Here is a 26,245-nt window from a genome sequence, read left to right as displayed (position 1 = left end):
ATCGCCATGCCGACCGAATAACCTTATGGAATTTTATTCGTTCAGCTTCGAGTCATGCGGGTATAGCTTAGAAAGTTCTGACTTCCAGGCCGAGGAACGACTATGAGCACCGTATTCGAAGAACGCCCGCGTGCAGAAACGCTGCATGCGGTAGAGGCTGAACTCAATTATTTGCGTGCCGGCGAAGGGCGGCCGGTGAGCTACACGTTCGAGCCGCCGCCCGGCGTGCCCTGGACTTCCGGCGCACTCGAACCCCGGCGCGTGACGATCCGCGACGCTCGTCCGCTCGCCGCAGCGGGAGAGCTATCGCTGGATAAAAGCGGCTTTGAACGCATCGCGCACGCGAGCGCGCTGACCGACTTCAGCGACGACGCCGCCATCCGCTCGATCTACTACAACGAATCCGCACAAGTCCTGCTCAAAGCGACGGGCGCCGAGAAGGTTGTGGTATTCGATCACACCCTGCGCGACAGCTTGAACGGCTCGCGCGCCACCTCGTCCTTGCGCGAGCCCGTGAGGCGCGTACACAACGACCAGACGTTCGTCTCCGGGCCGCGTCGGGTGCGTGACCATCTGCCTGCCGATGAAGCTGCTCAACGCCTCAAGCACCGCTTTGCAATCATCAACCTGTGGCGGCCGCTCGACGTAGTCGAGCAGCTACCCCTCGCCCTCTGCGACGCACGCTCGATCGCGGCGAGCGATCTGGTGCCAAGCGATCTTGTGTACAAGGACAAGGTCGGCGAGACCTTTTCCTTCACGCATAACCCGGCGCATCGCTGGTATTACTTCCCGAAGCTACGGCCCGACGAAGCGCTGCTGCTCAAGATCTACGACTCTCGCGACGACGGCACGGCCCGTCTAACCGCACACACGGCGTTTGAAGATCCGACCACACCGGACGGCGCCGCGCCGCGCAGAAGCATCGAATTGCGCGCACTCGTTTTCTGGAAGGAATGACAAGCGACAACTAGCCGCCAACCGGTGCATGCCAACCCGGTTTCTCGCATGCACCGGATCTTAGCTAAGCTTTCAAATTTGCATAAACACATGAAAACAGAATGGTTAGGCTAGTGCGCAAGTCATGAGAGGATTCGCGCCTGCCAACCAGAAAGAGTTTCAACATGCATCGTAGAACTGTTCTTGCAAGTATTGCCTTCGTCGCACTCGGCGCTGTCTTTGGCGTCGCCCATGCGGAAGACGCCCCGCTTAGAATCGGCACCATGAGCGGCCCCGACGCGCAAATCTGGACCGAAGTGTCCAAGGTTGCGGCGCGCGAAGGCCTCAAGATCAAGGTGATCGAATTCTCCGATTACATCCAGCCCAACGCCGCCCTCGACGCCGGCGACCTCGATGCAAACGGCTTCCAGCACCAGCCGTTCCTCGACAGCCAGATCAAGCAGCGCGGCTACAAGATCGTCAACGTGGGCCTGACCTATGTTGCGCCAATGGGCTTCTACTCGAAGAAGTTCAAGTCGTTGAAAGACCTGCCGCAAGGGGCGAAAGTCGGTATCCAGAACGACCCGTCGAACGGCAATCGCGCGCTGTTGCTGCTGCAGAAAAACGGCATCATCAAGTTGAAGGACGGTGTGGGTAAAGATGGTGTGAACGCGACGCCGCTCGACGTGATCGAGAACCCGAAGGGTATCAAGCTGATCGAGCTCGACTCGGCGCAGTTGCCGCGTTCGCTTGACGACCTCGCCGCCGCATCGATCAATACGGACTATGCCGTGAAAGCGGGCCTGTCGCCTACGAAAGACGCTATTGCCATTGAAGACCTGAAGGGTCCTTATGCCAATCTGATCGCCGTTCGCACTCAGGATCGCAACGCACCCTGGGTCAAGAAACTGGTCGCCGCGTATGAGTCGCCGGATGTGAAGAATTTCATTAATACTCAGTTCAAGGGTTCGATTATTCCGGCGTTCTAAGCGGGATATCCTCGCTGCGGGCGAATCGTATCTGCTTGAACCGGGCTAGCGTTTGACGTGCTTAGGTCGTGGGCTTTTATTGGTTCGCCGTGGCGGCGGTTTTTATTATATTGACCGGTCACTAAAAATTGCATCGAAGACCACCGGGATCAATTGATGAAACTTCGCCAGGGGCATTTGCGACGAGCCTGCGCGGCGAATTGTTGGTCGGGGTTAGTGCTTGGGGGGTTAGGTTCCGAGGTTTGCGGTCAGGGTCTATGCCGGGTTGGTGCTTTCGGCCGTGGTGGTCTGCGAGAATCGGATTTTCTCTTTATCACTATTAGCCACTGTGCGTGGCGGCACGTCATTTCTTTGTCCAAAGCGACAAAGAAACGAAGCAAAGAAAACGCTTTAACCGCTCTACCCTAAGTGTCCACAGCGTGCAGTTTCTATTCATAGGTGCCCCAAAAGCACGGTGCTCGCCAGAGCCACGGATGTGTGAAACCCTCCTTCTCCGAACACCGATACCCACACGCTTCGCCACCAGTGATTGAACCTGCTCAAGGGGCACCCCGCGCTATCCGCGGACGACCAACCACCAATTTGTATGCATGACGGACCACGCGCCGCCAACCCGCCAAGAAATGGGGCCGCGAAGATACGTAAGGCCATAGCCTACGAAAATAACCGCACTGACCAAGCCGCTAACCCACGAAGAACCGTAGAAGCAAATACGCGTTAGGCCGTGCTGGTTCCTGGTCAATTCGTGCTTGCCCGAGAGCGCGGGTGGTGAGGCGTGTTCATTGGCAAGCGCGAGTCTACGAGTACGTGTGAGGCGGTACGGGCTCCTTGGCAACTGGTGCTTGCCCGAGAGCGTACGGGGCGAAGCGTGTTCGTGTCAGGATTCGCGAGAAGGAGGGGTTCAAACATCCTCCGCTCTGGCGAGCACCGTGCTTTTGGGGCACCTATGAATGAAAACCGCACGCTGTGGACACTTAGGGTAGAGCGGTTAAAGCGCTTTCTTTGCTTCGTTTCTTTGTCGCTTTGGACAAAGAAATGACGTGCCGCCACGCACAGTGGCTAATAGTGATAAAGAGAATATCCGACTCTCGCAGACCACTAACACTGAAAGCAGCAACCCGGCACTAACCCCGACCGCTAACCCCAGAACCGACCACCCCAGCATAGACCCCCAACCACTAACCCCAAAACCTAACCCCCCGCCGCCCCTCAAAGCCTCGCAATAGAAACCTCCGTAGACTTCACAAACGCAATAACTTCACTCCCTACCTTCAGTTCGAGCTCATCGATCGACCGCGTAGTAATCACCGACGTGACAATTCCATACGGCGTTTCCACATCGACTTCCGAGACCACCGAACCGCGAATAATCTCCTTGATATGCCCCTTGAACTGATTGCGTACATTGATCGCCGTAATGCCCATGGTAATGCTCCGTATTGATTGAATAGTGCCGGGGCCAGTAGACAGCGGCAATGAGTGATCGATAACCAAATCTAGCCCGGCTGCGCACCGTTCCTGAGAACACGCGACAAGACCTGTTCTTCCAACTCGGCAAACCCTTCCGCCGTGCGCAAACGCGGACGCTGCAGCGTGATGGCGGCATCGAAGGAAATCTTCCCCGCTTCGATCAACACAATCCGCTCGCCCAGCGCCACCGCTTCCTGCACATCGTGCGTGACAAGCAGTGCGGTAAAGCGATGCTCGCGCCACAAACGCTCAATCAACGCATGCATTTCAATGCGCGTCAGCGCATCAAGCGCGCCCAGTGGTTCATCCAGCAACAACAGGTCTGGCCGGTGCACCAGCGCACGCGCAAGCGCCACCCGTTGCCGCTGACCACCCGACAATTGCGCCGGCCAATCGCCCTCCCGCGCGCTCAGGCCCACTTCAGCCAGCGTCGCCCGGGCATCCTCACGAGACGAACGCGGCAAGCCGAGCATGACGTTTTGCAGCACGCTTTTCCACGGCAGCAAACGTGCATCCTGGAACATGATGCGGGTCTCAAGCACACTGGATCCCGCCGCCGCGTTACGCTGAACAACACCACCGGTCGCTTTTTCAAGCCCCGCGATCAAGCGCAACAACGTGGACTTGCCGCAGCCGCTGCGGCCGACTATCGATACAAAACTGCCGCGTTCAATGGCGAAATCAAAGCTCGACAACACCTTGCGCTCGCCGAAATGCTTATCGACGCCTTGCAGCGAGACCGCCATGTCAGCAGGGAGCTCAAGGGGCGCAACCGCCGCCGGTGCACGTCCGCGTGTGGCAACGTCCAACTCGCCATCTTCCAGCAAGACTTTGCCCGATGCATACGATGCATAGCTTGATGTCACGGTTTTGCTCCCTTCTGATACGCAGGATGCCAACGCAGCGTTGCGCGCTCGATCGACTTCGCGAGCATGTCGGCGAGTTTGCCGAGCAGCGCATAAAGCAGGATGCCGACCACCACCACATCAGTCTGCAGGAACTCGCGCGCATTCATCGTCATATAGCCAATCCCCGATTGCGCGGAGATGGTCTCAGCCACAATCAGCATCACCCACATCAACCCGAACGCAAACCGCACGCCCACCAGAATGGAAGGCAATGCCCCCGGCAGAATCACGTCGCGATACAGCGCAAAGCCCGAGAGTCCGTAGCTGCGAGCCATCTCGATCAGGTCTGCATCAACGGAACGAATGCCGTGATACGTGTTCGTATAGACAGGGAAAAATACGCCCAGTGCGACCAGGAACAACTTCGCTTCCTCACCGATACCGAACCACAGGATCACCAAGGGAATCATCGCGAGCGCAGGGATATTGCGGATCATCTGCACGGTCGAGTCGAGAGCGATCTCAGCCGGCTTGAAGAGTCCTGTCCCCAGCCCGAGCACGAAGCCGATACCACCGCCGATCGCGAAGCCCGTCAACGCGCGCCATGCGCTGACCTTCACGTTCGCCCACATGTCGCCCGACTGGATCAGCTCCCACGCCGCTTTGACAACAGCCAGGGGCTCGGGCAATACCCGCGACGATAAACCGCCCGTGCGCGCAGCCAGTTCCCATGCGATCAGGATCAGGATGGGCACGAGCCATGGCGCGGCCTGTACACCGGCGCGGCGAAAAAACGGGACGACGTTCATCAGACCTCCGGGTTCAACTTTGCGACGCGCGCGGCAAATACGACGTGCCGACGATTTCACCGAACGGCCCCGACAACGGTCCCGACGTGCGCTCTTTCTGTTCACGCGGCAGCAGCGGGAATACGAGTTCGGCGAACCGGTACGACTCTTCAAGATGCGGATAGCCCGACAGAATGAACGTGTCGATACCGAGCGCCGCGTACTCTTTCATCAAGCCCGCGACCTGCTCTGGATTGCCCACCAGCGCCGTGCCCGCACCACCACGTACGAGGCCGACACCGGCCCACAAATGCGGATAGACCTCAAGCTTGTCGCGCTGACCGCCATGCAACGCGGCCATGCGCCGCTGGCCTTCCGAATCCATCTTTGCAAACGATGCCTGAGCGCGCTGGATGGTTTCGTCGTCGAGCTTGCTGATGAGCCTGTCCGCGTCGGCCCACGCTTCCTGTTCTGTCTCGCGCACGATCACATGGAGACGAATGCCGAACTTGATCTCGCGGCCTTTATCGGCTGCGCGACGACGAATATCGGCGAGCTTCTTTTCAACTTCAGCGGGCGGTTCGCCCCAGGTCAAATAGGTATCAATATGATCGGCCGCGATCTCGTGCGCTGCCGGCGACGAGCCGCCAAACCACAGCGGCGGATGCGCCTTCTGCACGGGCGGATAAAGTACCTTGCCGCCCTTCGAGCTCAGATGCTTGCCCTCGAAATCGATCGTGCCGCCTTCATGCGACGACTCGAGCAGACCGCGCCAGATCTGCAGGAATTCGTCCGTGACTTCATAGCGGGTGTTGTGGTCATTGAACACGCCGTCGCCGGCCAGTTCGATCGGGTCACCGCCCGTCACCACGTTGATCAGCAGACGGCCGCCTGAGAGCCGGTCGAAGGTCGACGCCATGCGTGCAGACAACGCCGGTGACGTCAGACCCGGACGGATCGCGACGAGGAACTTGAGGCGTTTCGTGGCCGGAATCAGGCTGGATGCAACCACCCATGCGTCTTCGCAGGAACGCCCCGTCGGCAGCAATACGCCCTCGTAGCCGAGCGTATCGGCCGCCACCGCGATCTGGCGAAAGTAATCGTAATCCGCGGCGCGCGCGCCTTGCGTCGTGCCGAGATAACGGCTGTCGCCGTGGGTCGGAATGAACCAGAAAACATTCATTGGGGGCTCCTGCCTTGCGGGTGTAAGTTCAAGTTTCGAGTAGGAAGCGAGCACAGACGCGACGAACAAAAGTGCGGCCCATGTTCGTGCGAACGAGTCACCCGTCCCCGTTCAGATGATTCATCTTAGCGATGCTCACTTTAGGCATGAACGATTTATTTAAGCTAAGGTTCTCGCCAATTCTGCTTATGCGTCTCTAGTGATGCAGGAGCGCAATATCCAGCCTAAACGACGCTCCAGCGCGCATCGGTCACCACCAGCTTTTTCGGAATCAGCTTGAGCTCGGTGAAGGTATCGGCAATCTGTTGCTGGTACGCAAGGGTCTCCGGCGTGATCGGCTGCACGCCATAGGCCGTCCGTTTCAATGCGCGTTCAAGCGTCGGCTGATCCAGTCCGACCAGCGGTGACAAAAGCTTCGCGGCATCCGGAACGTTGTCGCGCCCCCATCTGTCGACGTGATCCAGTTCCTCCAGCAGCGCATGCACAAGCTGCGGCTGGGCGGTCGCAAACTTACGGGTCGCAAGGTAGTACTGCGTGTTGCGCACCAGCCCGGTGCCGTCCGCAATCACGCGTGCGTTCGCCTGACGTTCAACGGCCGCGAGATACGGGTCCCAGATGACCCATGCGTCGACGCTGCCCTGCACGAACGCCGCGCGCGCGTCGGCGGGAGCCAGATAGACCGGCTGGATATCCGCATATGAAAGCCCCGCTTTCTTCAGCGCAACGACCAACAGGTAGTGGACATTCGAGCCCTTGTTCAAGGCCACTTTCTTGCCGCGCAGATCTTCTACCTTACGGATAGCCGAATCGTGCGGCACGACAATCGCTTCGCCTTGCGGTGCAGGCGGTTCGTTGCCAACATAAACGAAGTCCACGCCCGCGGCCTGAGCGAAGATCGGTGGCGTTTCACCTACCGTACCGGCATCGACCGCGCCTGCGTTGAGCCCTTCCAGAAGCTGCGGTCCGGCGGGGAATTCAAGCCATTGCACGGTGACGCCTTGCGCCGCGAGCCGTTTGTCGAGCGTACCCCGCGCCTTCAGAACGACGAAGTTGCCGTACTTCTGATAACCGATGCGGAACGTTTTCCCCGACTCCTCGGCGCGTGCCGTCTGGCTCGCCAATAGTGCGGCGCCGCCGGTCAGGATACTGGTGGCTCCGGCGCTTAAGGCGGCTATCTTCAGCAATGTACGACGGCGTGATGGAACGGCCAGTTGCGGTAATGTTTCGTTTTTTGTTGGGTAATGGTCAGACATGCTTTGCTCCTTGATATTCAGAGGCGGCCGGGACGTGGATCGGGTACGAAACCGTCACGATTCGGCATCCTTACTTTTTTGTAGAGATTGTGCATCGAGCCACGCGTCGGGCGGCGCAATGCCGTTCTGATTCAACAGGAATGCGCCAAGCGCATAAACCTCGTCAGCCGACAGGGACTCCGGCGCGTTGTAAGCCGTGACGGCAGGCCGTATGGATGTTCGAGGATCGGTGCACCGGGCGTCTTCGACCATGATGCGATCTCAAGTGGTTTGAGCAACTCGGCAACGAGACTGCCGAGCGGACGCCGGCGCCCCGGCGAAGGTGAGGACTGACGGGAGGTCATCGGAAAATTACGGCTGTGTTGCGGCCAGCGATGCCGTCGCCACATTCGCCGCGACCGCCTTGCGCGCGGCGAAGTCCCAGACGAGCGCACTGGCGGTATCGACGGGCTTGGGCAGCAGCTTCGCCTGATAGAAGATGTCGGCAATCGCTTGCTGCTCGCCGAAGTTCTTCGCCACGACCGCACGCACGACGTAGGTGCGCCGCGTGTTGGCGCGCTCGACCGTCGCCTGGTCGAGACCCCACACCGGGGCCAGGATCTTCGCCGCTTCCTGCGGATGCGCCTTGGTCCAGACGCCCGCTTCAACCAGTTGCTTGAACACGATATCGATGATCTGCGGATGCGCTTGCGCAAAGGGGGTGGACGCAAGGTAATACCGCTGGTATGACGCAAGCCCGTCCCCGCGAATCAGAATGCGGGCGCCCGGGTCTTGCTCGACGGACGCCACGTACGGGTCCCACGCGAACCACGCGTCCACGTCGTTGCGCTCAAAGGCCGCGCGCGCGTCGGCGGGCGCCAGGTAGCTGATCTTGACATCGGCAGGCGAGAGTTTGGCGCGTGCCAGCACGGCGAGCAGCAGATAGTGGCTGCCGGCAGCCTTCGTCACCGCAATGCGCTTGCCCTTCAGGTCGGCGAGCGTGTGGATGGGTGCATCGCGATGCACGATCACGGCTTGCGCCGAGGGCGACGGCGTTTCCTGCGCGACGTAGACGAAGTTGGCGTTGGCTGCCTGAGCAAAGACCGGGACGGTATCCGCCACGTCGGCGCTGAAATCCACCGCGCCCGCATTCAACGCTTCGGTAAGCGGCAGCCCGCTCGCGAACTCACCCCATTCAATGCGCACATTAAGCGGCGCCACGGCCCGTTCCAGGGTGCCGCGTGCCTTCAGGATCGCGATCAGCGTGGAGGATTTCTGAAAGCCGATTCGCAGCTTGACGGGGTCGCCCGAAGGCGTTTGCGCCATGCCGCTCGCAGCGCTCAGGGCAGTCACAGCCAGCGCGAGACACGCGGCCAGACGGATGAAGATTTTCATGGGGGCATCGCAGGCGGATTAGGCAGCCGACCATACTAACAACGCACGCGTCCAGCACTAAACGATCAATCGTGATATCGATTGCAGCATGGATGCTGAGACGGTTGCGCGGGCGCTCCCGGCAGCGCGGCATGGGCTCGACGGGCTTGAAATAGCCGCAAGAATCCCGCATCTCATGATCCATTTATCCGGAGCACGATCATGGGAAGCCGTCCCCAATTCATCGATGATCTCTCGCGCGGCCCCGCCGGCGCCGCGTTCGCAAGCCCGCTCGGCGACGAGGCCCTGCTGGACGCTTACTCCCAGACCGTGATCAGCGCACTCGAACGCGTGCAGCAGGCGGTCGCCTTTATTTCAGTCGAACGACGTTTGCCCGGAGACAAGAGCGGCCGCGGCGCGCACGGAGGTTCGGGCTCGGGATTCATCTTCACGCCCGATGGTTATCTGCTGACGAATAGCCACGTCGTGCACGGCGCCACGCAGATCCGCGTGACGCTCGCGGACGGCGCGAAGTTCGATGCCGACCTCGTCGGCGACGACCCGGACAGCGACCTCGCGGTGCTGCGCATTGGCTCAGCCGACGCTTTGCCGCACGTCGAGCTGGGCGAATCCGGCAAGCTGCGAGTCGGGCAGATCGCGATCGCCGTGGGGAACCCTCTCGGCCTCGCGCAGACGGTCACGACGGGCGTAGTCTCGGCACTCGGACGGTCCCTTCGATCGAACTCCGGACGCATGATCTACGACGTGATCCAGACCGACGCCGCGCTCAATCCCGGCAACTCGGGCGGCCCGTTGATCAACTCGGCGGGTCAGGTGATCGGCGTGAATACGGCGATCATTGCCGGCGCCCAGGCGATCTCGTTCGCCACTGCAATCGATACCGCCAAATGGATCATCATGCAGCTCTTCGCGTACGGGCGCGTGCGGCGCGCCTATATCGGCGTGGCCGGTACGACAATGCCCATCTCGCGCCGCGTGCAGCGTTATTTCGAGCTGCCGGCGGCAAGTGGCGTACACGTAATGGAGGTCGTGAAAACGAGCCCGGCCGCGCTCGGCGGATTGCGTACGGACGACAGGATCGTCGCCATCGACACGCTGGCGGTAGATAGCGTGGATAGCTTGCAGCGCTCGCTGGATGCTTCACGTATCGACCGGGCGGTGAAAGTGACCGTGTTGCGCGGCACGCAAAAGCTGGAACTGGACGTGACGCCGGTCGAACAAGCAGGATGAAACGACCGGCGTGGTGTGACAGGCGGGCCGCCTAGTCGCGGCCTTTCGCCATGCTCGAAAACACGCCGTCGCGTCGAATCAGTCCATGGAACAACGCCGCGGCGAGATGCGCGAGGAAGGTCGCGAACAGCAGCAAGGCGAGCACCGTATGCGCTGATCGGAGCAACGCATACAGGCGCACGTCCTGCGGGACGATGGGCGGCAGGTTGACGGGTCCGAACAAGTGGATCGGAAAACCGCCGGCCGACAGCATCGACCAGCCGACCAGCGGCATGGCGAACAACAACGCGTAGAAAACCCAGTGCGACAGATGTGCAATGTGCTGCTGCCAGCGCGGCATGTCGTCGGGCAGAGGCGGTATGCGATGGGTTAGCCGCACAATGAAACGCACACTCACCAGCACAAGAATTGCAATGCCCAGCGGCTTGTGAATCGCGAGCAGCGTTTGATGCCATGAAGATAAAGTGGCCACCATCCCCACGCCGATGAACAACATTGCAATGACGAGCGGCGCCATGAGCCAGTGCAAAAACCGCGCTGACGGGCTGAAGTGCTTTCGATCGGCGCTCATTCGTGACCCCGTGCCGGTGATTGAGCGGAGGCCAGATGCTGCGCCTCCTCATGCGTGCGGCGGTTGTAAGAGACCGCATAAGCGGAAGAGCGCGCGGCCAGCAGCGGATCGGCCGATGGCTCCAGGCCATCGGGAAGAATGGTCGGATCGTAGTTGATGTCCCGGCAATCGCCGTCGCTCTGCGCGCTCTCGTGCTCTATCACTAATGTTCCTGCGTCAATGTGCGGCCGGTCTTCGGGCCACGCTTGCGTTGCGTCGGTGGTTGGGTCGCCGGGCTTGGCCACCGTCAGGATCAGGTGCCAACGCAACGGACCGCTTGCCAGCCTGCCGCGCAGTTCGTTATCGAGAAAGTCGTGTTCACCCTTCTGTTCCGCGGTGACGGGTGCGTATGGCGCCTCAGGCACCATCGACCAGCGGACGAAGTGAGTCTTGCCGTTTGCATCGATTGCACGAAATGCATTGATGCCGTAATAAGCCGCATTGCCGAAACTGGAAGACGGCGGATGATTTTTCACCCAGCTCTGGAACGGCGCGGTCTCGGGATGCGCCGCAAAGAACGCCTTGAGCTTTGCCGGATCGGGCTTGCCCGTGACAGGGTCCGGCTTCGACGCCACCAGTTGAGCGAAGAAAGCCTGCGGTGTATTGACGATAAACACCGGCGTATTGTTCATGCCCGTGCGCCATTGCTGACCGTCGGGTAACTTGAAATCCAGTGCCATGCTGCGCACCGGCACGCTGGCGTCCGGAGCTGATGGATCGCTGCCCGGTATGGCGAAACGTCCAATGATTGGCGTCCGCACGGCCTTGAACACGTCAGCGCGAGAGATGTCCGACGCTTGGTCATTGCCTTCGAAATATCCCGACACGCAGACGCCCTTCGCATGATTGCGGCGGAATCCGGGATGAACGCCCGCATTCGCTTCGAAGGTATTGATAATGCGCTGCGGCGTCAGGCGATGCGGTGTCGCGAAGCCGGCAACATAGACAAAAGCGCCGCCGACAGCCGCCACAACCGCGCCGATAGCCGCAAGCCTGAATAGCGGAATGGTTTGCCGCCCGCGAGGGCGAGGTGAGAATGGGTCAGTCGTCATGTGGAGTGATCCGGTTTGTTGCCCTTGCCATTAATTCGATATCCTTATCGATTCGAATTTTCAAAGAGCGTGCAATTTTCTTCTATAAGGGGGTTCTACAATGGTAGTGAACTACTTTGCGTAGCCGAATATTCCGGGGCCCGTGCAATTAACCGGCCAACGCTGCGCCCCGGAACAGATACAGCCGCTTATTGCGTAGACACAGAAGCGCCCGAGGGTGCCTTGGCCCCGCCCATCGCGGTCAACTGCGAATAGACGTCGTGCGAGAGGTCAAGCAGCACCTTCCGGTCGATCGCGCCGGACACGGCGTAGCCAAAATCGCCGTCGATCCAATAAAACACGTTCACCGAGCCGTCCTGATACAGCTTGAACGCGGTCGTGTCCGAGCTGATCTTGCGATGCGATATGCACAGCGTAATACGCTCGCCCTTCGCGTCGTGGTACATGAACTGTGCAACCGGGCCGTCGTCGCCAGGCAGCAGGCGGCCGCCCATCAACTCGAAGCCCGAGCGGGTCAGTACGGGCGGACGCACGTCCGTACCCAGCCGGTTCGAGATCCACTGCACCAGTTCCTGCTCCCGATCCGCGCCCACTTCTACAGGCCGCACCACTTCCGGCGCGTACATCACATGGGCGATAGCCGATTGCCGCGCGAACGATTCGCCGACCGCATAGCTTGCACGTTCCACCGATGCCCCGCCGCTTCCGGGCATCGAGGTGTCGTGGCCCATGGTCCCTGTCATGCCCGCCACGCCAATCCCGACGCCCAGTACCAGCGCCGCGGCCATGCCCGCGAACTGCGGCCAATTGGCGGCAGCACGCCAGCGCTTGGGTTCCGGTGGTAGCAAACGCTGTGGCACGGGTTCGCTTAGCACGCGGTCATAGCGATCATGAAACATGCTGTTCAGCGAGAAATAGTCGCTGACCTTCGTAGCCAGTGCTTCGTCGCGTTCCAGCAGGCGATCGATCTCCTCGCGGCGATGTTCCGCCAGCGATCCGTCGACATAAGCGTGAATTTCGTCTTCACTGATGGGTGTTTGTTGGTCGCTCATCGCACCACCTGTAATTTAGCGCCCGGTTGCGCGCCGGCCATCAACGCGCGCAGTCTTTCACGTCCGCGCGAGAGGCGCGACATGACAGTCCCGATCGGGATTTCCAGCGCTTGCGCCACATCGGCGTAACTCATTTCTTCCAGTCCCACCAACAGCACGACCTGCCGCTGGTCAAGCGGCAAACGCTGCAACGCGAAGTCCAGATCGCGCATTTCAAGCGACTGTGTTTGCGTGCCCGGCACGGCAAATTCGCGCTCGGAAATGTTCTCGTCATCGACGGAAACATGCACCGCCTTCACGCCCGCCCGGCGCGCCTGATTCGCGAACACGTTGTGCATGATCGTGAACAGCCACGCGCGCAGATCGGTGCCTGTCTGAAACTTCTCGGTGTGCCGGAGCGCGCGTTCGAGCGTGTCCTGAACCAGATCGTCGGCGAGATCGCGATTGTTGATCAGTGCTCGCGCGTAGCGGCGCAATCGCGGCACATGCTCCATTAATTCGTCACGGACGCCCATCGGCCTTCCTTCATTTTGTAAGCTTATGCAACGTTCGATAAAACGCCGCCCTGATGATGGACTAACACCGGATCGTGGCAAATATTCCCGTTGTCGGCGTGCTTTTTTGCCGAGTGCGCGATTAGATTATGCCGTCGGCAGCTTCATGGCGGCGGCTTGATACCTAGCTGCCCGTCATCAGGTCGGCGGCCAGCATCAAGCCGCGAGTCTTCGCACGACCCGCCAGCACGTAACGCTTGCCACCCGCCGTCCATGCAAGCAAGCGGCTCGCGCCCACGCGATGGGCTCTCCATTGAGGCTGCGGCTGCGCAAACAGGCCCGGCGCCATAAGCAGCACGGCGGCCTCGCCGCCTCGATTGCGGTAGACGAATTCGGTTGCCGAAGCGAATGGCCCCACGGACATTTGCCGGCGCGCAACGGCACGAAAACCGACACCTGACAGATCTGGGGCGCTCGCCAAAACCTTCACCGAGCTTTCATAGCCCACCGCACCCGATGCCATCTCCTGGGCGGCGACGGCCTGTTCGAGCGCCATCATGGAGGCATTGTCGAGCGCTGAATCGGAAATGTCGAACGCAAAGATTGCTGCGGCAGCGACTGCCAGCATCATGACTGCCGCGACCAGCAGCGCACGAAGGCTACGTCTTGACATGCGCCTCAGCGGAGCTGGCGCAGGTGGCGCATCTTCGTTGTCGGTTTCGTGAAAGGCATTCTGCATCTGCCAGTTCAGGCGACCGTAAAACGCGACCCGATCCGCCTCGTCAGGGCGACTCTTCAAATACGTTGCTACGCTCGCGGCGCGTTTCGGATCGAGCATGCCGTCGGCGAATGCCTGGACGTCCGACTCCGAGAGCCTGGGTTCCGTTGGGGGTTTTGTTATGGGCATGATCTGGCAATGTTTGGCTGTTCGTACAGGGGCGAACACGAAGTGCCGGAGTTTATTCCACGCCAGGCGTAAAAATCCCCCACGCGCGTAAGCACCGTCTCCAGCGGGTTATTCCGCGTCTCCTCAAATAAATTTTCATTCTTCCGAACATAAAAATAATCAAATTCATCGGGAATATCCCGATGCCATTCCGGGTTCTCTCCATTGCAAGCCGCACACATTCAACCTCGCAGGAGAGAGCCATGAAAACCCTCAGCGTCGCAGTATTGTTTCTCGCTACTATTGCCTCGGCACACGCATTCGCTCAAACCAAGACCCGTGCCCAGGTCTATCAAGAGTTGATCCAGGCTCAGCAGGACGGCCGCGATTTTGTCACCGATACGTCCTACCCCGACGTCAACCCGATCTTCGCGCATCAACTCGAACAGCAACAAGAAGCCCGCCTGGCGCAAAACCAGACGACCCACGCCAACTCGGTAGCCAGCGCAACGGCCGGCAACTCGTCCAGCGCAACGAACTGATTCATCGCGTCAAATCAACCCATGCAAGCCGGTTAAACAAATCGGAATCCTAACTTTACTATTGAGGTCGTCATGAAAAAATTCCTTATTTCAGCTCTCGTTATCTCGTCGGCACTGGCTGCCCCGGCCTTCGCTTTCGCGCAAAGCAACATCCCCGTCACCCGCGCCCAAGTCGAAGCCGAACTCGTTCAACTGGAAAGAGCCGGCTACAATCCGGGCGGCGAAGACGTCAACTACCCACAGGACATTCAGGCCGCAGAACAACGGGTCGCCGAACAACAAGGCATTGCGTCTTCGTCGTATGGATCGGCGGACAACGGCACGTCGGCATCGGGTACTCGCGTGCAGGTTGCGCCGGACGACGCCACTCAATCGACCTACTTCGGCCATTGAGCCGCATGTACGGCAAGACCGCGGCGCGCGACGATCACCGCCAGCATTTTCCTCGTCCGATCCGCGCGCTCGCTGTCTGCCGAAACCCGCTCCAGCCGATAAACTTCACAGGCACGCGCGACTCTTTCCCCAATCGCGCATTCCCTTCCGGAGACATCGGCATGAAGCAGGCGCTCCATCATCTGAGCGTGCCCACACGCACGCGCGGACTGCACGAAATCACCCGCGACATCCATCGCTGGATCGATCTCCAGGACGTCCGCACCGGTCTGCTGACCGTGTTCCTGCGGCACACCTCGGCTTCCTTATTGATCCAGGAAAACGCCGACCCCGACGTCCGCACGGACCTGGAACAGTTCTTCGAGACCATTGCGCCGGAAGCGCCCGGGCGCTACGTCCACGACGCGGAAGGTCCTGACGACATGCCAGCGCATTTGCGAACCGCCCTGACGCAAGTCCAGTTATCCATTCCCGTCGATGCCGGCCGGATGGTCCTCGGCACGTGGCAAGGCATTTATGTCTTCGAACACCGGCGCGCCCCAAGTAGGCGTGACGTCGTATTGCACCTTTTCGGCGAGTGATTTAATATACGCATCGCGTACATAACCACCTACGGAGCGCCCATCGTGCAAGCTCAACAGCAAACCCTCCTGCGCGATGCCATGCGCCGCCTGAACATGACCCGCGACGCGTTCGCGAACCGAATTGGCGTGACGCGCCGGGCATTGGACACCTGGCTGCTCCCGGACGAATCGGCGGAATCGCGGGCCATGCCCGAGATTGCGAGCCGCTACGTCATGGAGCTGGTAGAAAGAATCCCGTCCGGCGACGAATATACACAACGCGTATATTCTCCATCCATCCTTCACGAAGGCCGGCCGCATCTGCTTTCCGTCGATCAGTTTTCCCGTGATTCGGTGGAAGCGCTGTTCCAGGTCGCCGACACGATGCAACCCATCGCGCGCCGCCAGAAGATCACGCGCGTGCTCGAAGGCGCGGTGCTTGCCAATCTGTTCTTTGAAGCCAGTACACGCACGCGTGTCAGTTTTGGTGCGGCGTTTTGCCGGCTGGGCGGCTCGGTGTGCGACACGACCGGCTTCACGTTTTCGTCGATGGCAAAAGGCGAGTCGATCTACGACACCAGCCGCGTGATCAGCGGTTACGCTGACGCGCTCGTCGTGCGTCATCCGGAGAAAGGCTCGGTGGCGGAATTCGTGCGCGCGACCAACGTACCCGTCATCAATGCCGGCGACGGCCCCGGCGAACATCCCAGTCAGGCGCTGCTCGACCTCTACACCATCCAGCGCGAATTCTCGCGCGTGGGGAAGATCGTCGACGGTTCACATATAGCAATGGTGGGCGACCTTAAATACGGCCGCACGGTCCATTCACTGGCCAAGCTGCTGGCGTTGTATCGAGGACTGAAGTTCACGCTGATCTCGCCCACGTCGCTTGAGATGCCCGCTTCCATCCTCGATCAGATCACGCGCGGCGACCATGTGATCGAGCAGACCAACGACTTGCAGACGGGGTTGAAGGGCGCGGATGTGGTGTATGCAACGCGGATTCAGAAGGAGCGTTTTGCGGACGAATCCATTGAAGGTTACACGCCGGATTTTCAGATTAACCAGGCGTTGGTGGACAGCGTCTGCGGGCCTGATACCTTGATCATGCATCCGTTGCCGCGCGATGGCCGACCAGGGGCCAATGACCTGAGCACCGACCTCAATCACGATCCAAGGCTGGCAATCTTTCGGCAGACAGACAACGGCATTCCGGTGCGCATGGCGATCTTCGCGGTGCTATTAGGCGTCGAGCGCCAAGTCCAACATTCAATGCGCGACGCCGCATGGAAGTCGCCGGCTTACATCGGACCTGACGACGCGGTATTCCACGGCATCGATTAAGCGATCTATACAGCGCCGCAAGCAATATTAACGCGGCGTTTACACGCAAAAAGATACGCTGCAAGTGAATCCCGAATACAGGAGCTTGCAGCGTAATGAACCTCGTCCTTGAAAGAATTTCCGGCTCGGCTACATCGAAAAGCCCCGCCGCGCAGGAAGCGATCTCTGCGTCTTGCGTTTCCCGCGTCCATCTCTCAGCCATCCTGCACAGCCGGCAGGATGAGGCAGCACGCGAGCGCATCAGGCGCCTCTTCCATTCGCCGCTGGGCGTGTATGTCAGCCAGGCGTCGCGCGACCACGACGACCTCCGGCTGATCTTCGACGTGGCAATGGAAGACCTCGACTTCACGGTGCGCACGCTGCATCAGGTCCTGCCCGAAGCAGTAATCGAAGCCGTGCGTCCGCGTGTGTTTACGCATCGCCGCGAGCATTGAACGGCGGCTTCAACGCCTGATCGCTCACGCTTGCGCCAGCGAGAAATCGACGGCGGCGCGGGCGTGAAGCGCGGTGGTATCGAGTAACGGTACGGGGCTGTCGGCTTCGTTCACCAGCAGCATGATCTCGGTGCATCCCAGCACGATCGCTTGCGCGCCACGCGCAGCGAGTCCGTGAAGGACATCGCGATATAGCTTGCGGGAATCGTCGTTGACGATCCCGAGACACAACTCGCGATAGATGATGTCGTGAATGACGGCTTGCTCGGCGGGCTCGGGCAAGAGCGTCGAAATGCCATGCCGTTCTTGCAGGCGGTCGCGGAAAAAGCTTTCGCGCATTGAAAACGCCGTGCCGATAAAACCGACCTTGCGTATGCCCCTCTTTTGCGCTTCGATGCCCGTCGGATCGACGATATGCAGGAACGGCACGGACACCGCTGCGGCAATTTGCGGCGCAACGAGATGCATGGTGTTCGTGCAGAGCACGATGCAATGCGCGCCGCCGGCTTCGAGATGACGCGCGGCGTCGGCCAGCCGGATGCCCGCGATGTTCCACTGTCCGTCACGCTGAAGTTGTTCGATCGGCGCGAAATTCACGCTATGCAGCAGGACTTGCGCGGAGTTCAGGCCGCCAAGGCGCGTGCGCACATCCCGGTTGATCAGCCGATAATATTCCGTAGTCGATTCCCAACTCATGCCGCCGATCATGCCAATGGTTCGCATGCTGTTCATGATGCCCGTCCTGCAAATCAGATTGGTCGAAGCGACATAGTGCAGCGAAGCGCGATGGGCGGCTAGGGCAAAATTTCGAGATATGGACCGCTGAATCTATTTCGAACGCGCAACGGCGCAGGTATGGTCCTGCAACTCCTCCGACGACCCGAAGTCGCCCGTATCGCGTTGTACGTGATCGTTGAGAAGGAAGAAGGCGGGCTTGCCGTCGGGCGCCGTGGTACCCGCGAGCAGCAAGGTCTGGTCAGCCATGACCTGGCCCTCTCTCGCCACATCCGGGGCCAGGAGTTTGAAGGGATCGATAGACGCAAGGTCTGCGTCATCAATACGGCGAATGCGGTATGCATGCCCGCGTAATAGCGTGGGGAATGCAGTCCATTCGGTGCCGATCTTCGGGCCTTGCTCACGCAGTGCGCGAACCACATCCGGGGCAAGACAATCAATATGGATGTGCAACTGGTTTTGCGTTCGCCCGCTGGTTGAGTTGATGGCGAGCGAGAGTTCGTCGCGGGGAAGATCCTGCCCTAGTTTCGCTTCAACAAAACGCCGTGCTTCCCACGCTGCGCGCCAATAATTCGGCGAACCCGGTATCAGCAGATCGGGACTTTCAATGCCACCAATACGAGCAGTCGGAATCAATAAATACTGCGCAATGCCATTGATATCCTTGAGGACCGCGAAGCCGCCAGACGGATCGACATCGACACATTTCTGCGGGACATCGGCACCGCGCGCGGCGGGCTCACACGAGTTGTGAATGATCTGCCATAACGCGTCGGGGTTGCCCGCGTGAGCGGCGGAGAAAAAAAACGCGGCAACGGTGAGCGAAGCTAAGCGAACGAGGAGCCGGACATTGCGCATGGGATAAGCAGTCGACACGAAAGCGTGCATCGTAACAAGACTTCGTGACGACGGCGTGCAACTCAAGCCCCTACATCACCGGCAAATGCAGATGATGAGGATGTTCGACAGTGTCCGCAATCAGCCTGAGCGCGTCTTCACACTCATCGAGATTCTTCGGACCGCCAAGGCATACGCGAATGGCTTCGGGCGGATTGCCATCGGTCGCGAAAGCCGACGCGGAAACCGCGCCAATCCCTTGTGAGCGCAACTGCAATGCAAGTTCGGACGCGTTCCATCCGCAATCCGCCGGAATGGGCATCCACAAATGGAACCCGGCCGGATCGGCGTCGAACTTCCAGTTGGAAAGCACTCGCGCAGCCAGCTCCTGACGCGCCGCGGACTCCGCACGAATCGCATCGAGCATAAGGTCTGCCGTACCGTCGCCGACCCACTGCGTCGCCAGCAGCACGGTGAAGGGACTCGCCATTACCGTCGTCGCGCGCAGCGCTCCGGCAAGATGCTGGGAGCGCCGGGCGGACGGCGCACGAATGTAAGCCACGCGCAGACCGGCGCCAAAACTCTTGGAGAACCCGGTGACGTAGTAAGTCAGATCGGGGGCGAACGTAGCCAGCGCATCGGGCGCCTGGACCGGCAACATGCCATACGCGTCGTCTTCGATAATAGGCACGCTGTACCTTAGCGCGACATCGGCAAGCGCCTCACGCCGCTTCGACGACAAGGTCACCGTGCTCGGATTCTGGATCGTCGGATTGCAATAGAACGCGCTGGGTTTGTCGCTCTTGCACAGCGCCTCGAACGCATGGGCCAGCGGGCCGTCGTCATCGCGTGCCAGCGCCTGCAAACGCACACCCAGTTGCGCCGCAATGGCCTTGATGCCCGGGTAAGCCAGCGTATCGAGGCAAATGGTCCCGCCCGGCCGCGCAAGCTGCGAGACCAACGCCACCAGCGCGCTATGAATGCCGGGACAGACCAGGACCTTGTCCTCATCGCAATCGTCGAAACGACGCTTCAGCCACTTCGTTCCGGCAGCACGATCGTCAGCAGTGCCACCGAAATCCTGATACCTCAGCAGCCGATACGGGTCCGTAGCCGACAACAGCCGCGCTGCTGAATCGCGCAAGCGCGCGGCGAGTTCGGCCGGCTCGGGCGGCATGTTCATGGTCATCTCGACGCTACTGCCGCCGGACAGCGGCAGCGTCGCAGTCCGGCCGCGTACGAACGTGCCGCTGCCGGCACGGGAGTCAAGCAGCCCTCTTTTGCGCGCCTCGGCGTAGGCCCGCGCCACGGTCGTGTAATTGAGCTGCAGTTCGTCAGCCAGGTCGCGCAGACCCGGCAGTCGATCGCGCGGACGCAAACGCCCGCTCGCCAGATCTTCTTCAATTAACTCGGGAATCAGCAAATAAGCCGGCTTGCGGCTTTCTGTCAATTTTCTGATCCAGTGATGAGTAAGACTGGCCATGAAACGCTCACGAATAAATGCGGTTAAAAAACGATAGCACGCCGGCGCTCGAAAAAAATAAATTGATCGCTTATGTGACATTAAGTGATCGTATGGAGAATCCGATAAATCAGGGGCCAATGCACATATCCGGTGTTTATTGCACCAGACGGGCGCGGCTGCACCACTGCGATCACGCCATGCTGGTGCGCGCTCATTGCCTCACCGGGCCTGAATTCAGGCCCTGAAAGGCTTCCAGGGATCATCGTAAAAAAATTTCACTGCTCCGCGTGCAATGATCGTTTGAATGATCGGGCATTGATCGCATTAACACAGTCATTGAATGGCATGCCCGTTGCATTAACAGCTTCGTATCTCGCGGTTTGGTGCCGGGTTAAAAACTGCGGCGCCACTGATTAAATTGCCTATTTACTGGAGATTAGAATGCCTGCCGTCAATACCCCGATGCACAAAAAAGGCGATTACCTTGTCGATTATGAAGAAAAGGTGTTTGAAGACGTCAAGGCCACGCCGGGCGAGAAGGCGCTGGTGACATTCCACACGGTCGCGTTCGAAGGTTCTATCGGCTTCGTCAACTTGCTGCAAGCCACCCGGCTGCTGCGCAAGGGCTTCGAAACCTCGGTGCTGCTGTATGGGCCGGGCGTGACGCTCGGGCTTCAACGCGGCTTCCCGACGCTCGGCGACGAAGCATTTCCCGGCCACCTGAACTTCAACAAGCAGATCCAGAAGTTCATGGAGGAAGGCGGCAAGGTCTATGCGTGCCGCTTTGCGCTGCAAGCGCTGTATGGGCAGGGAGAAGCTTCGCTGATCGAAGGCATCAGGCCCATCAGCCCGCTCGACGTGCTCGACATCCAGTTGCTGCATCGCAAGGACGGCGCGCTGATCATCAACACCTGGACCGTCTGACGCTTAAGTCCGAAGCCTTTCATCAACACGGAACGACCATGCCTGACAAGAGAATCGTCCGCGCCGCCGCGGTCCAGATAGCACCGGACCTCGAACGGCCCGGTGGCACGCTCGAGAAGGTCCTCGAAACGATCGACGACGCCGCACGCCAGGGCGTGCAACTCATCGTCTTTCCGGAGACCTTCCTGCCTTACTACCCGTACTTTTCGTTCGTGCGGGCGCCGGTGGCGTCGGGTCCCGAACACATGCGCCTCTATGACGAAGCGGTAGTCGTGCCCGGTCCGGTGACGCATGCTGTCGCGGAACGGGCACGGCGGCACGGCATGGTCGTCGTTCTCGGTGTGAACGAGCGCGATCACGGCAGCTTGTACAACGCACAACTGATCTTCGATACCGACGGCGAGTTGCTGCTCAAGCGCCGCAAGATCACGCCGACGTTTCACGAACGGATGATCTGGGGCATGGGCGACGCGGCGGGCCTGAAGGTGGCGGAAACCAGCATCGGCCGGGTGGGCGCGTTGGCCTGCTGGGAGCACTACAACCCGCTTGCACGCTATGCGCTGATGACCCAGCACGAAGAGATTCATTGCAGCCAGTTCCCGGGCTCGCTGGTCGGTCCCATCTTCGGTGAACAGATCGAAGTGACCATCCGGCATCACGCACTGGAATCCGGCTGCTTCGTGATCAATTCCACGGGCTGGCTGACCGAACCGCAGATCGAGTCGATCACGAAAGATCCGGGCCTGCAGAAGGCGCTTCGCGGCGGCTGCAACACGGCAATCATCTCGCCCGAAGGCCAGCATCTCGCCCCGCCGCTGCGTGAAGGCGAGGGGCTGGTGATCGCTGACCTGGATATGTCGCTGATCACCAAACGCAAACGCATGATGGATTCTGTCGGTCACTACGCCCGGCCCGAACTACTGAGCCTCGCCATCAACGACCGGCCGGCAGTCACATCGGCACCCATGAACAGCTTCTCACCTTCAACCGGGGGATTGCACCTTGAACGCGAACGAGACCTTGTCGGCCGTGAGCCGGCAATTGATGACTGAACTGCAATCGGCGGGCTTGCGTCTCGCCGATCCGGGCGCGGGTGCCGGTCTCAGCGTGGCCAGCCGTCGCGGCGGCGCGGGTCCGTCCGATCACAAGGCGGTCACCATCGACGGCGTGACCATCATGGTGCCCGTGCATACGAACACCGCATGGCACTCGCCGTTCGTGGCATCCGCGCCCGACGCTCACGGCAGCAGTGCGTTGCTGCGCGGTTCGATCCCGATCGCGAGCATCAGCTTCCCCAAGTCCCCGCGCTTCTATGCCATGCAGACCTTCGACGGCGTGCCCTACTCGCACATCGCGACGCTGCATGGGTCGGACGTACTTGCCACGACCGTGCTGCAAACCTGCATCCGGTATGAAAGCCGCAAGAAGACCTGCAAGTTCTGCGCAATCGGACAATCGCTTGCGGCGGGCAGGACGATCGCCCGCAAGACGCCCGAGCAACTGGCGGAGGTCGCACGGGCCGCCGTATTGCTCGACGGCGTCAAGCATATGGTCCTGACCACCGGCACGCCGCCGACCAAGGACCGCGGCGCACAGATCCTGTGCGAAAGCGCGTTCGCGATCAAGGCCGCGGTCGACCTGCCGATCCAGGCGCAATGCGAACCGCCGGATGACGATAAATGGTTCGAGCGCATGCGCGCAAGCGGCATCGATACGCTTGGCATGCATCTCGAAGTGGTCGCGCCGGCGCTGCGTGAACAGATCATGCCGGGCAAGGCGAGCGTGCCCATCTCGCGCTACATGGAAGCCTTCAGGGCGGCCGTGGCGGTGTTCGGCCGGGGTCAGGTGAGCACCTACATCCTCGCGGGTCTCGGCGACACGGCAGAAGCCATTCTCGCGATCTCGCGCGAGCTGGTCGATCTCGGCGTGTATCCGTTCGTGGTCCCGTTCGTACCGATCAGCGGCACGCCGCTCGAGGATCATCCCGCGCCTTCGCCCGAGTTCATGAAGTCGATCCTGCAACCACTAGGCGCGATGGTATCGGCAGGCGGCATGCGCTCCGCCGATATCAAGGCGGGCTGCGGCAAATGCGGTGCGTGTTCGTCGTTGTCATCCTACGAGGTCTGATCATGCTTGCCGATACCGAAGATCTCGCGCGTCTTTATACCCCCGCCAGCTACACGATTAAGTGGACCACGCTGCCCTGGGAAGCGAACGAAGCGTACAAGCTGCGGCGGGCGGTGTTCTGCATCGAGCAGGGGATTTTTATCGGCGATGACCGCGATGAGATCGATGAGCACGCGCAACTCCTCGTGGCGGTGAGTTGCATTGGCGGGATGCCTGAACAGGTGGTCGGCACGGTGCGGATTCACGAGGATGAACCCGGTGTATGGACCGGCTCGCGGCTCGCCGTGCATGCCGCGTTCCGGCGGCACGGCAAGCTTGGCGCAACGCTGATCAAGCTGGCAGTCAGCAGTGCGCATGCACTCGGCTGCACGACTTTCCTCGCGCATGTGCAGAGCCAGAATGCGCCGCTGTTTCATGCGCTGCACTGGACCACGCTCTCTGAAGAACTCATGCATGGGCGGCCGCATCATCTGATGCAGGCGGACCTTGGCTTTTATCCGCCTTGCGTGACACCGCAGAGCGGTTTCACCACGCATCAGTCGCCCGCGCGGAGCACTTCATGACGTTGACGGATCTCGTCGCCGCGCTAAGGGAAACACGCGGCTTTCGCCACAAGACCGATATAGCGGGCGTGATGTCGTCGCTTGCGCGGTACATGCCGCGCAGCGCTTCCGACGATTCGCAAGCGATCGCCATCGGCGACGACTGCGCAGCCATTGCCGACGGAGACTCCCACCTCCTGTTCGCTATTGAAGGTCTGGTCAGCGACTTCGTGCGCGACATGCCCTGGTTCGCCGGCTATAGCAGCGTGATGGTCAACGTCAGCGACATCTACGCGATGGGCGGCCGCCCAATCGCTGTTGTCGACGCACTCTGGAGCGACGGCCTGGACGCGGCTGAAGACGTGCTTGCGGGCATGGTGGCGGCATCGTCCGCGTACGGCGTGCCGATCGTCGGCGGCCATAGCAACACGCGCAGCGACCAGGCCCAACTGGCAGTGGCAATCCTTGGGCGCGCGAACAAACTGCTGTCCAGTTTCAATGCTCGTCCCAGCGACCGCCTGATGATGGCGGTCGATCTGCGCGGCGCGTTCGAAGATCCGTATCCGTTCTGGAACGCATCGGTTGGCGCACCCGCCGCGCGCCTGCGTGCCGACCTCGAGTTGTTGCCCATGCTCGCCGAAAGCGGTCTCTGCGATGCAGCCAAGGACGTCAGCATGGCCGGCGCACTCGGCACCGCGCTGATGCTGCTGGAATGCTCGGGCGTAGGCGCGAGCATCGACCTTTCGTGCCTGCCGTCGCCGCCTGGACACGATCGCCTGCGCTGGTTAAGCGCGTTCCCCAGCTTTGGCTTCGTGATGTCCGTACGCGAAGAACATGCGGCTCAGGTAGAGCGGTTGTTCGTTGAACGCGAGCTGGCGTGTGCGGTGATCGGTACGGTCGATGCCTCGCGCAAAGTGGTGCTGCATGAAGGCGGAGAATCGGCCGAGCTTTGGAACTTCAACGATGACGCGTTCATCGTCGGAAGGTAAGGGAGCCGGACATGACACCCATTGCGATGCGGATTGCCCTCACCACGCACTCGGTCAATCCACGCGGCGGGGTGGTGCATGCACTCGAACTCGCGAGCGCGCTTGTTGAAGAAGGCCACGACGTAACGCTCTTCGCGCCGGCCGCAGCCGGAGAAACGCTCTTCCGGGAGCCACCATGCCGCGTGATTCTCGCCACTATCGAAGGGTCGCAACACAGCACGGTCGCGCTCGTCGACGCACGGCTTCGCGCGCTCAAGGCCAGCGTGAAGGCCTGCGATCCGCGCAGCTTCGACGTGCTGCACGCGCAGGACAGTATCAGCGGAAATGCGCTTGCCGAGTTGACGGCGGAAGGTGAAATAGCGGGTTTTGTGCGAACCGTTCATCACCTGGATCACTTCGACAACCCGCGCCTCGCCGCCTGGCAAACGCGTGCATGGCGCGATGCGGATCGTGTGCTGTGCGTGAGCGAAGTATGGACGCGCGAGATGCGCGACACATACGGGATTGAAGCGGCGACCGTGCCGAACGGCGTCGATCTGAAACGCTACTCGACACAGCGCACGCCCCACGACGAAAGGTTGCGGCAACGTCTTGGAATCGACGGTGACGGCCCGGTCGTGCTTGCGGTCGGTGGCATTGAAGCGCGCAAGAACACGCTTGGTTTGCTCGACGCTTTCGCGGAACTGGTCAAACATCATCCCCATGCGCGCCTGGTGATCGCGGGCGGTGCAAGTCTGCTCGATCACGACGCTTACGCGCTTGCCTTCATGGATCGGGTGACCAGGTACGGGCTGTCGCAGGCGGTGAGTGTCACTGGTCCGCTCGACGACGCCGACATGCCCGCGCTTTTCCGTTGCGCCGATGTCCTGGCCATGGTCTCGCTGCGCGAAGGTTTCGGTCTCGTTGTACTCGAAGCGCTTGCATGCGGCACGCCGGTCGTCGCCTCAAACATTGCGCCATTCACCGAGTATCTCGACAACTCGCTGTGCTGCTGGGCCACGCCCACCGATCCCGCGTCAATAGCTGACGCGCTCGCACGCGTGATCGATGGCCGTCATCGAACCGACTTCAACCATGCCGTGCCTGCGCTGCTCGATCGAATGAGCTGGCAGGCGTCGGCACGAAAACACCTCGACATCTATAGCGCCTTGCTCGCAAGCCGCTCTCTTCCAACACTTTAGGAAC

28 protein-coding genes and 2 pseudogenes are annotated in these 26,245 nt (G+C 60.5%); 14 read left to right on the top strand and 16 right to left on the bottom strand.

Translation table 11 applies throughout. The features are described from left to right. Positions 1-102: 102 nt before the first annotated feature. Positions 103-957, top strand: a complete 855-nt coding sequence (locus tag HB376_RS15305) for a CmcJ/NvfI family oxidoreductase (protein ID WP_213764508.1) — start codon at positions 103-105, stop codon at positions 955-957. Positions 958-1,121: 164 nt separating this feature from the next. Next, positions 1,122-1,925: a MetQ/NlpA family ABC transporter substrate-binding protein gene (locus HB376_RS15300; protein WP_213764507.1), complete on the top strand. Its 804-nt coding sequence runs from the start codon at positions 1,122-1,124 to the stop codon at positions 1,923-1,925. Positions 1,926-3,134: 1,209 nt separating this feature from the next. Here HB376_RS15300 and HB376_RS15295 read toward each other — a convergent pair. The 8 genes and pseudogenes from HB376_RS15295 to HB376_RS15265 all read right to left on the bottom strand — a co-directional run bounded on the left by HB376_RS15295 (position 3,135) and on the right by HB376_RS15265 (position 8,772). Next, entirely contained in the window at positions 3,135-3,350 is a 216-nt protein-coding gene (locus tag HB376_RS15295; protein ID WP_031357267.1) for a molybdopterin-binding protein, read from the bottom strand. Positions 3,351-3,421: 71 nt separating this feature from the next. Beyond that, a complete protein-coding gene (locus HB376_RS15290) occupies positions 3,422-4,204 on the bottom strand; it encodes an ATP-binding cassette domain-containing protein (RefSeq protein ID WP_255631373.1) in 783 nt (260 codons plus the stop codon). Positions 4,205-4,257: 53 nt separating this feature from the next. Further along, the gene (gene ssuC / locus HB376_RS15285) at positions 4,258-5,052 is read right to left on the bottom strand and encodes an aliphatic sulfonate ABC transporter permease SsuC (RefSeq protein ID WP_213764506.1); all 795 of its coding nucleotides are present in this window, start codon (positions 5,050-5,052) and stop codon (positions 4,258-4,260) included. 13 nt (positions 5,053-5,065) lie between these two features. Continuing rightward, positions 5,066-6,214 (bottom strand): FMNH2-dependent alkanesulfonate monooxygenase, encoded by a 1,149-nt coding sequence (gene ssuD, locus HB376_RS15280; protein WP_213764505.1) that lies wholly within the window; start codon positions 6,212-6,214, stop codon positions 5,066-5,068. A 224-nt stretch (positions 6,215-6,438) separates the two neighbouring features. Further along, positions 6,439-7,467 carry a sulfonate ABC transporter substrate-binding protein gene (locus tag HB376_RS15275; protein ID WP_213764504.1) on the bottom strand — a complete coding sequence of 343 codons (1,029 nt, stop codon included), beginning with the start codon at positions 7,465-7,467 and terminating at the stop codon, positions 6,439-6,441. Between the two features lie 17 nt (positions 7,468-7,484). Beyond that, positions 7,485-7,680: pseudogene (locus tag HB376_RS15270) on the bottom strand (hypothetical protein); the annotation flags it as partial. Continuing rightward, a pseudogene (locus HB376_RS41010) lies at positions 7,665-7,811 on the bottom strand (sulfite dehydrogenase); the annotation flags it as partial. The pseudogenes HB376_RS41010 and HB376_RS15270, both read right to left, overlap by 16 nt. A gap of 7 nt (positions 7,812-7,818) precedes the next feature. After that, positions 7,819-8,772 (bottom strand): aliphatic sulfonate ABC transporter substrate-binding protein, encoded by a 954-nt coding sequence (locus HB376_RS15265; protein ID WP_255631372.1) that lies wholly within the window; start codon positions 8,770-8,772, stop codon positions 7,819-7,821. A gap of 270 nt (positions 8,773-9,042) precedes the next feature. On the opposite strand from HB376_RS15265, the gene HB376_RS15260 reads away from it, so the two are divergent. Beyond that, entirely contained in the window at positions 9,043-10,071 is a 1,029-nt protein-coding gene (locus HB376_RS15260; RefSeq protein WP_213764502.1) for a trypsin-like peptidase domain-containing protein, read from the top strand. 31 nt (positions 10,072-10,102) lie between these two features. Here the strand turns inward: HB376_RS15260 and HB376_RS15255 are convergent, their stop codons facing one another. The 5 genes from HB376_RS15255 to HB376_RS15235 all read right to left on the bottom strand — a co-directional run bounded on the left by HB376_RS15255 (position 10,103) and on the right by HB376_RS15235 (position 14,186). Further along, positions 10,103-10,642, bottom strand: a complete 540-nt coding sequence (locus tag HB376_RS15255) for a cytochrome b (protein ID WP_213764501.1) — start codon at positions 10,640-10,642, stop codon at positions 10,103-10,105. Continuing rightward, positions 10,639-11,733, bottom strand: a complete 1,095-nt coding sequence (locus HB376_RS15250) for a catalase family peroxidase (RefSeq protein ID WP_213764500.1) — start codon at positions 11,731-11,733, stop codon at positions 10,639-10,641. The genes HB376_RS15255 and HB376_RS15250 overlap by 4 nt, the downstream gene beginning before the upstream one ends. Before the next feature lie 188 nt (positions 11,734-11,921). Further along, positions 11,922-12,785 carry an anti-sigma factor gene (locus HB376_RS15245; protein ID WP_213764499.1) on the bottom strand — a complete coding sequence of 288 codons (864 nt, stop codon included), beginning with the start codon at positions 12,783-12,785 and terminating at the stop codon, positions 11,922-11,924. Beyond that, positions 12,782-13,300: an RNA polymerase sigma factor gene (locus HB376_RS15240; RefSeq protein WP_213764498.1), complete on the bottom strand. Its 519-nt coding sequence runs from the start codon at positions 13,298-13,300 to the stop codon at positions 12,782-12,784. The genes HB376_RS15245 and HB376_RS15240 overlap by 4 nt, the downstream gene beginning before the upstream one ends. Positions 13,301-13,463: 163 nt before the next feature. Further along, positions 13,464-14,186 (bottom strand): transcriptional regulator, encoded by a 723-nt coding sequence (locus tag HB376_RS15235; RefSeq protein ID WP_213764497.1) that lies wholly within the window; start codon positions 14,184-14,186, stop codon positions 13,464-13,466. A 242-nt stretch (positions 14,187-14,428) separates the two neighbouring features. Here HB376_RS15235 and HB376_RS15230 point away from each other — a divergent pair, with 242 nt between their 5' ends. The 5 genes from HB376_RS15230 (at position 14,429) to HB376_RS15210 (ending at position 17,441) form a co-directional block, all read left to right on the top strand. Then, positions 14,429-14,707, top strand: coding sequence for a DUF4148 domain-containing protein (locus HB376_RS15230; RefSeq protein WP_213764496.1), 279 nt, complete (start codon positions 14,429-14,431; stop codon positions 14,705-14,707). A gap of 72 nt (positions 14,708-14,779) precedes the next feature. Further along, positions 14,780-15,100 (top strand): DUF4148 domain-containing protein, encoded by a 321-nt coding sequence (locus HB376_RS15225; protein WP_213764495.1) that lies wholly within the window; start codon positions 14,780-14,782, stop codon positions 15,098-15,100. 161 nt (positions 15,101-15,261) lie between these two features. Beyond that, positions 15,262-15,681, top strand: a complete 420-nt coding sequence (locus tag HB376_RS15220; RefSeq protein WP_213764494.1) for a secondary thiamine-phosphate synthase enzyme YjbQ — start codon at positions 15,262-15,264, stop codon at positions 15,679-15,681. A 45-nt stretch (positions 15,682-15,726) separates the two neighbouring features. Beyond that, positions 15,727-17,007 carry an aspartate carbamoyltransferase gene (locus tag HB376_RS15215; protein WP_213764493.1) on the top strand — a complete coding sequence of 427 codons (1,281 nt, stop codon included), beginning with the start codon at positions 15,727-15,729 and terminating at the stop codon, positions 17,005-17,007. A 95-nt stretch (positions 17,008-17,102) separates the two neighbouring features. Beyond that, positions 17,103-17,441 carry a hypothetical protein gene (locus tag HB376_RS15210; RefSeq protein WP_213764492.1) on the top strand — a complete coding sequence of 113 codons (339 nt, stop codon included), beginning with the start codon at positions 17,103-17,105 and terminating at the stop codon, positions 17,439-17,441. Between the two features lie 24 nt (positions 17,442-17,465). On the opposite strand, the gene HB376_RS15205 is transcribed toward HB376_RS15210, so the two are convergent. The 3 genes from HB376_RS15205 to HB376_RS15195 form a co-directional block, all read right to left on the bottom strand. After that, positions 17,466-18,173 (bottom strand): aspartate/glutamate racemase family protein, encoded by a 708-nt coding sequence (locus HB376_RS15205; RefSeq protein WP_346730499.1) that lies wholly within the window; start codon positions 18,171-18,173, stop codon positions 17,466-17,468. A 96-nt stretch (positions 18,174-18,269) separates the two neighbouring features. Then, positions 18,270-19,064, bottom strand: coding sequence for a CDP-diacylglycerol diphosphatase (locus HB376_RS15200; RefSeq protein ID WP_255631360.1), 795 nt, complete (start codon positions 19,062-19,064; stop codon positions 18,270-18,272). A gap of 40 nt (positions 19,065-19,104) precedes the next feature. Then, positions 19,105-20,496 carry a PLP-dependent aminotransferase family protein gene (locus HB376_RS15195; RefSeq protein ID WP_213764491.1) on the bottom strand — a complete coding sequence of 464 codons (1,392 nt, stop codon included), beginning with the start codon at positions 20,494-20,496 and terminating at the stop codon, positions 19,105-19,107. Between the two features lie 423 nt (positions 20,497-20,919). On the opposite strand from HB376_RS15195, the gene HB376_RS15190 reads away from it, so the two are divergent. The 6 genes from HB376_RS15190 to HB376_RS15165 are packed head-to-tail and all read left to right on the top strand — an operon-like array spanning position 20,920 to position 26,241. Beyond that, the gene (locus tag HB376_RS15190; protein WP_213764490.1) at positions 20,920-21,402 is read left to right on the top strand and encodes an MSMEG_0572/Sll0783 family nitrogen starvation response protein; all 483 of its coding nucleotides are present in this window, start codon (positions 20,920-20,922) and stop codon (positions 21,400-21,402) included. Between the two features lie 38 nt (positions 21,403-21,440). Continuing rightward, positions 21,441-22,454: a Nit6803 family nitrilase gene (locus tag HB376_RS15185; protein ID WP_213764489.1), complete on the top strand. Its 1,014-nt coding sequence runs from the start codon at positions 21,441-21,443 to the stop codon at positions 22,452-22,454. Further along, a complete protein-coding gene (locus HB376_RS15180) occupies positions 22,447-23,529 on the top strand; it encodes an MSMEG_0568 family radical SAM protein (protein ID WP_213764488.1) in 1,083 nt (360 codons plus the stop codon). The genes HB376_RS15185 and HB376_RS15180 overlap by 8 nt, the downstream gene beginning before the upstream one ends. Before the next feature lie 2 nt (positions 23,530-23,531). After that, on the top strand, positions 23,532-24,092 hold the full coding sequence (locus HB376_RS15175) for an MSMEG_0567/Sll0786 family nitrogen starvation N-acetyltransferase (protein ID WP_255631359.1): 561 nt from the start codon (positions 23,532-23,534) through the stop codon (positions 24,090-24,092). After that, a complete protein-coding gene (locus HB376_RS15170) occupies positions 24,089-25,060 on the top strand; it encodes a sll0787 family AIR synthase-like protein (RefSeq protein WP_213764486.1) in 972 nt (323 codons plus the stop codon). The genes HB376_RS15175 and HB376_RS15170 overlap by 4 nt, the downstream gene beginning before the upstream one ends. A gap of 11 nt (positions 25,061-25,071) precedes the next feature. Then, positions 25,072-26,241 (top strand): MSMEG_0565 family glycosyltransferase, encoded by a 1,170-nt coding sequence (locus HB376_RS15165; RefSeq protein WP_213764485.1) that lies wholly within the window; start codon positions 25,072-25,074, stop codon positions 26,239-26,241. The last annotated feature ends 4 nt before the right edge of the window (positions 26,242-26,245 follow it).

Source organism: Caballeronia sp. dw_19 (assembly GCF_018449515.1).
Classification (GTDB): domain Bacteria; phylum Pseudomonadota; class Gammaproteobacteria; order Burkholderiales; family Burkholderiaceae; genus Caballeronia.
This window is presented reverse-complemented; position numbering and strand designations above follow the sequence as displayed.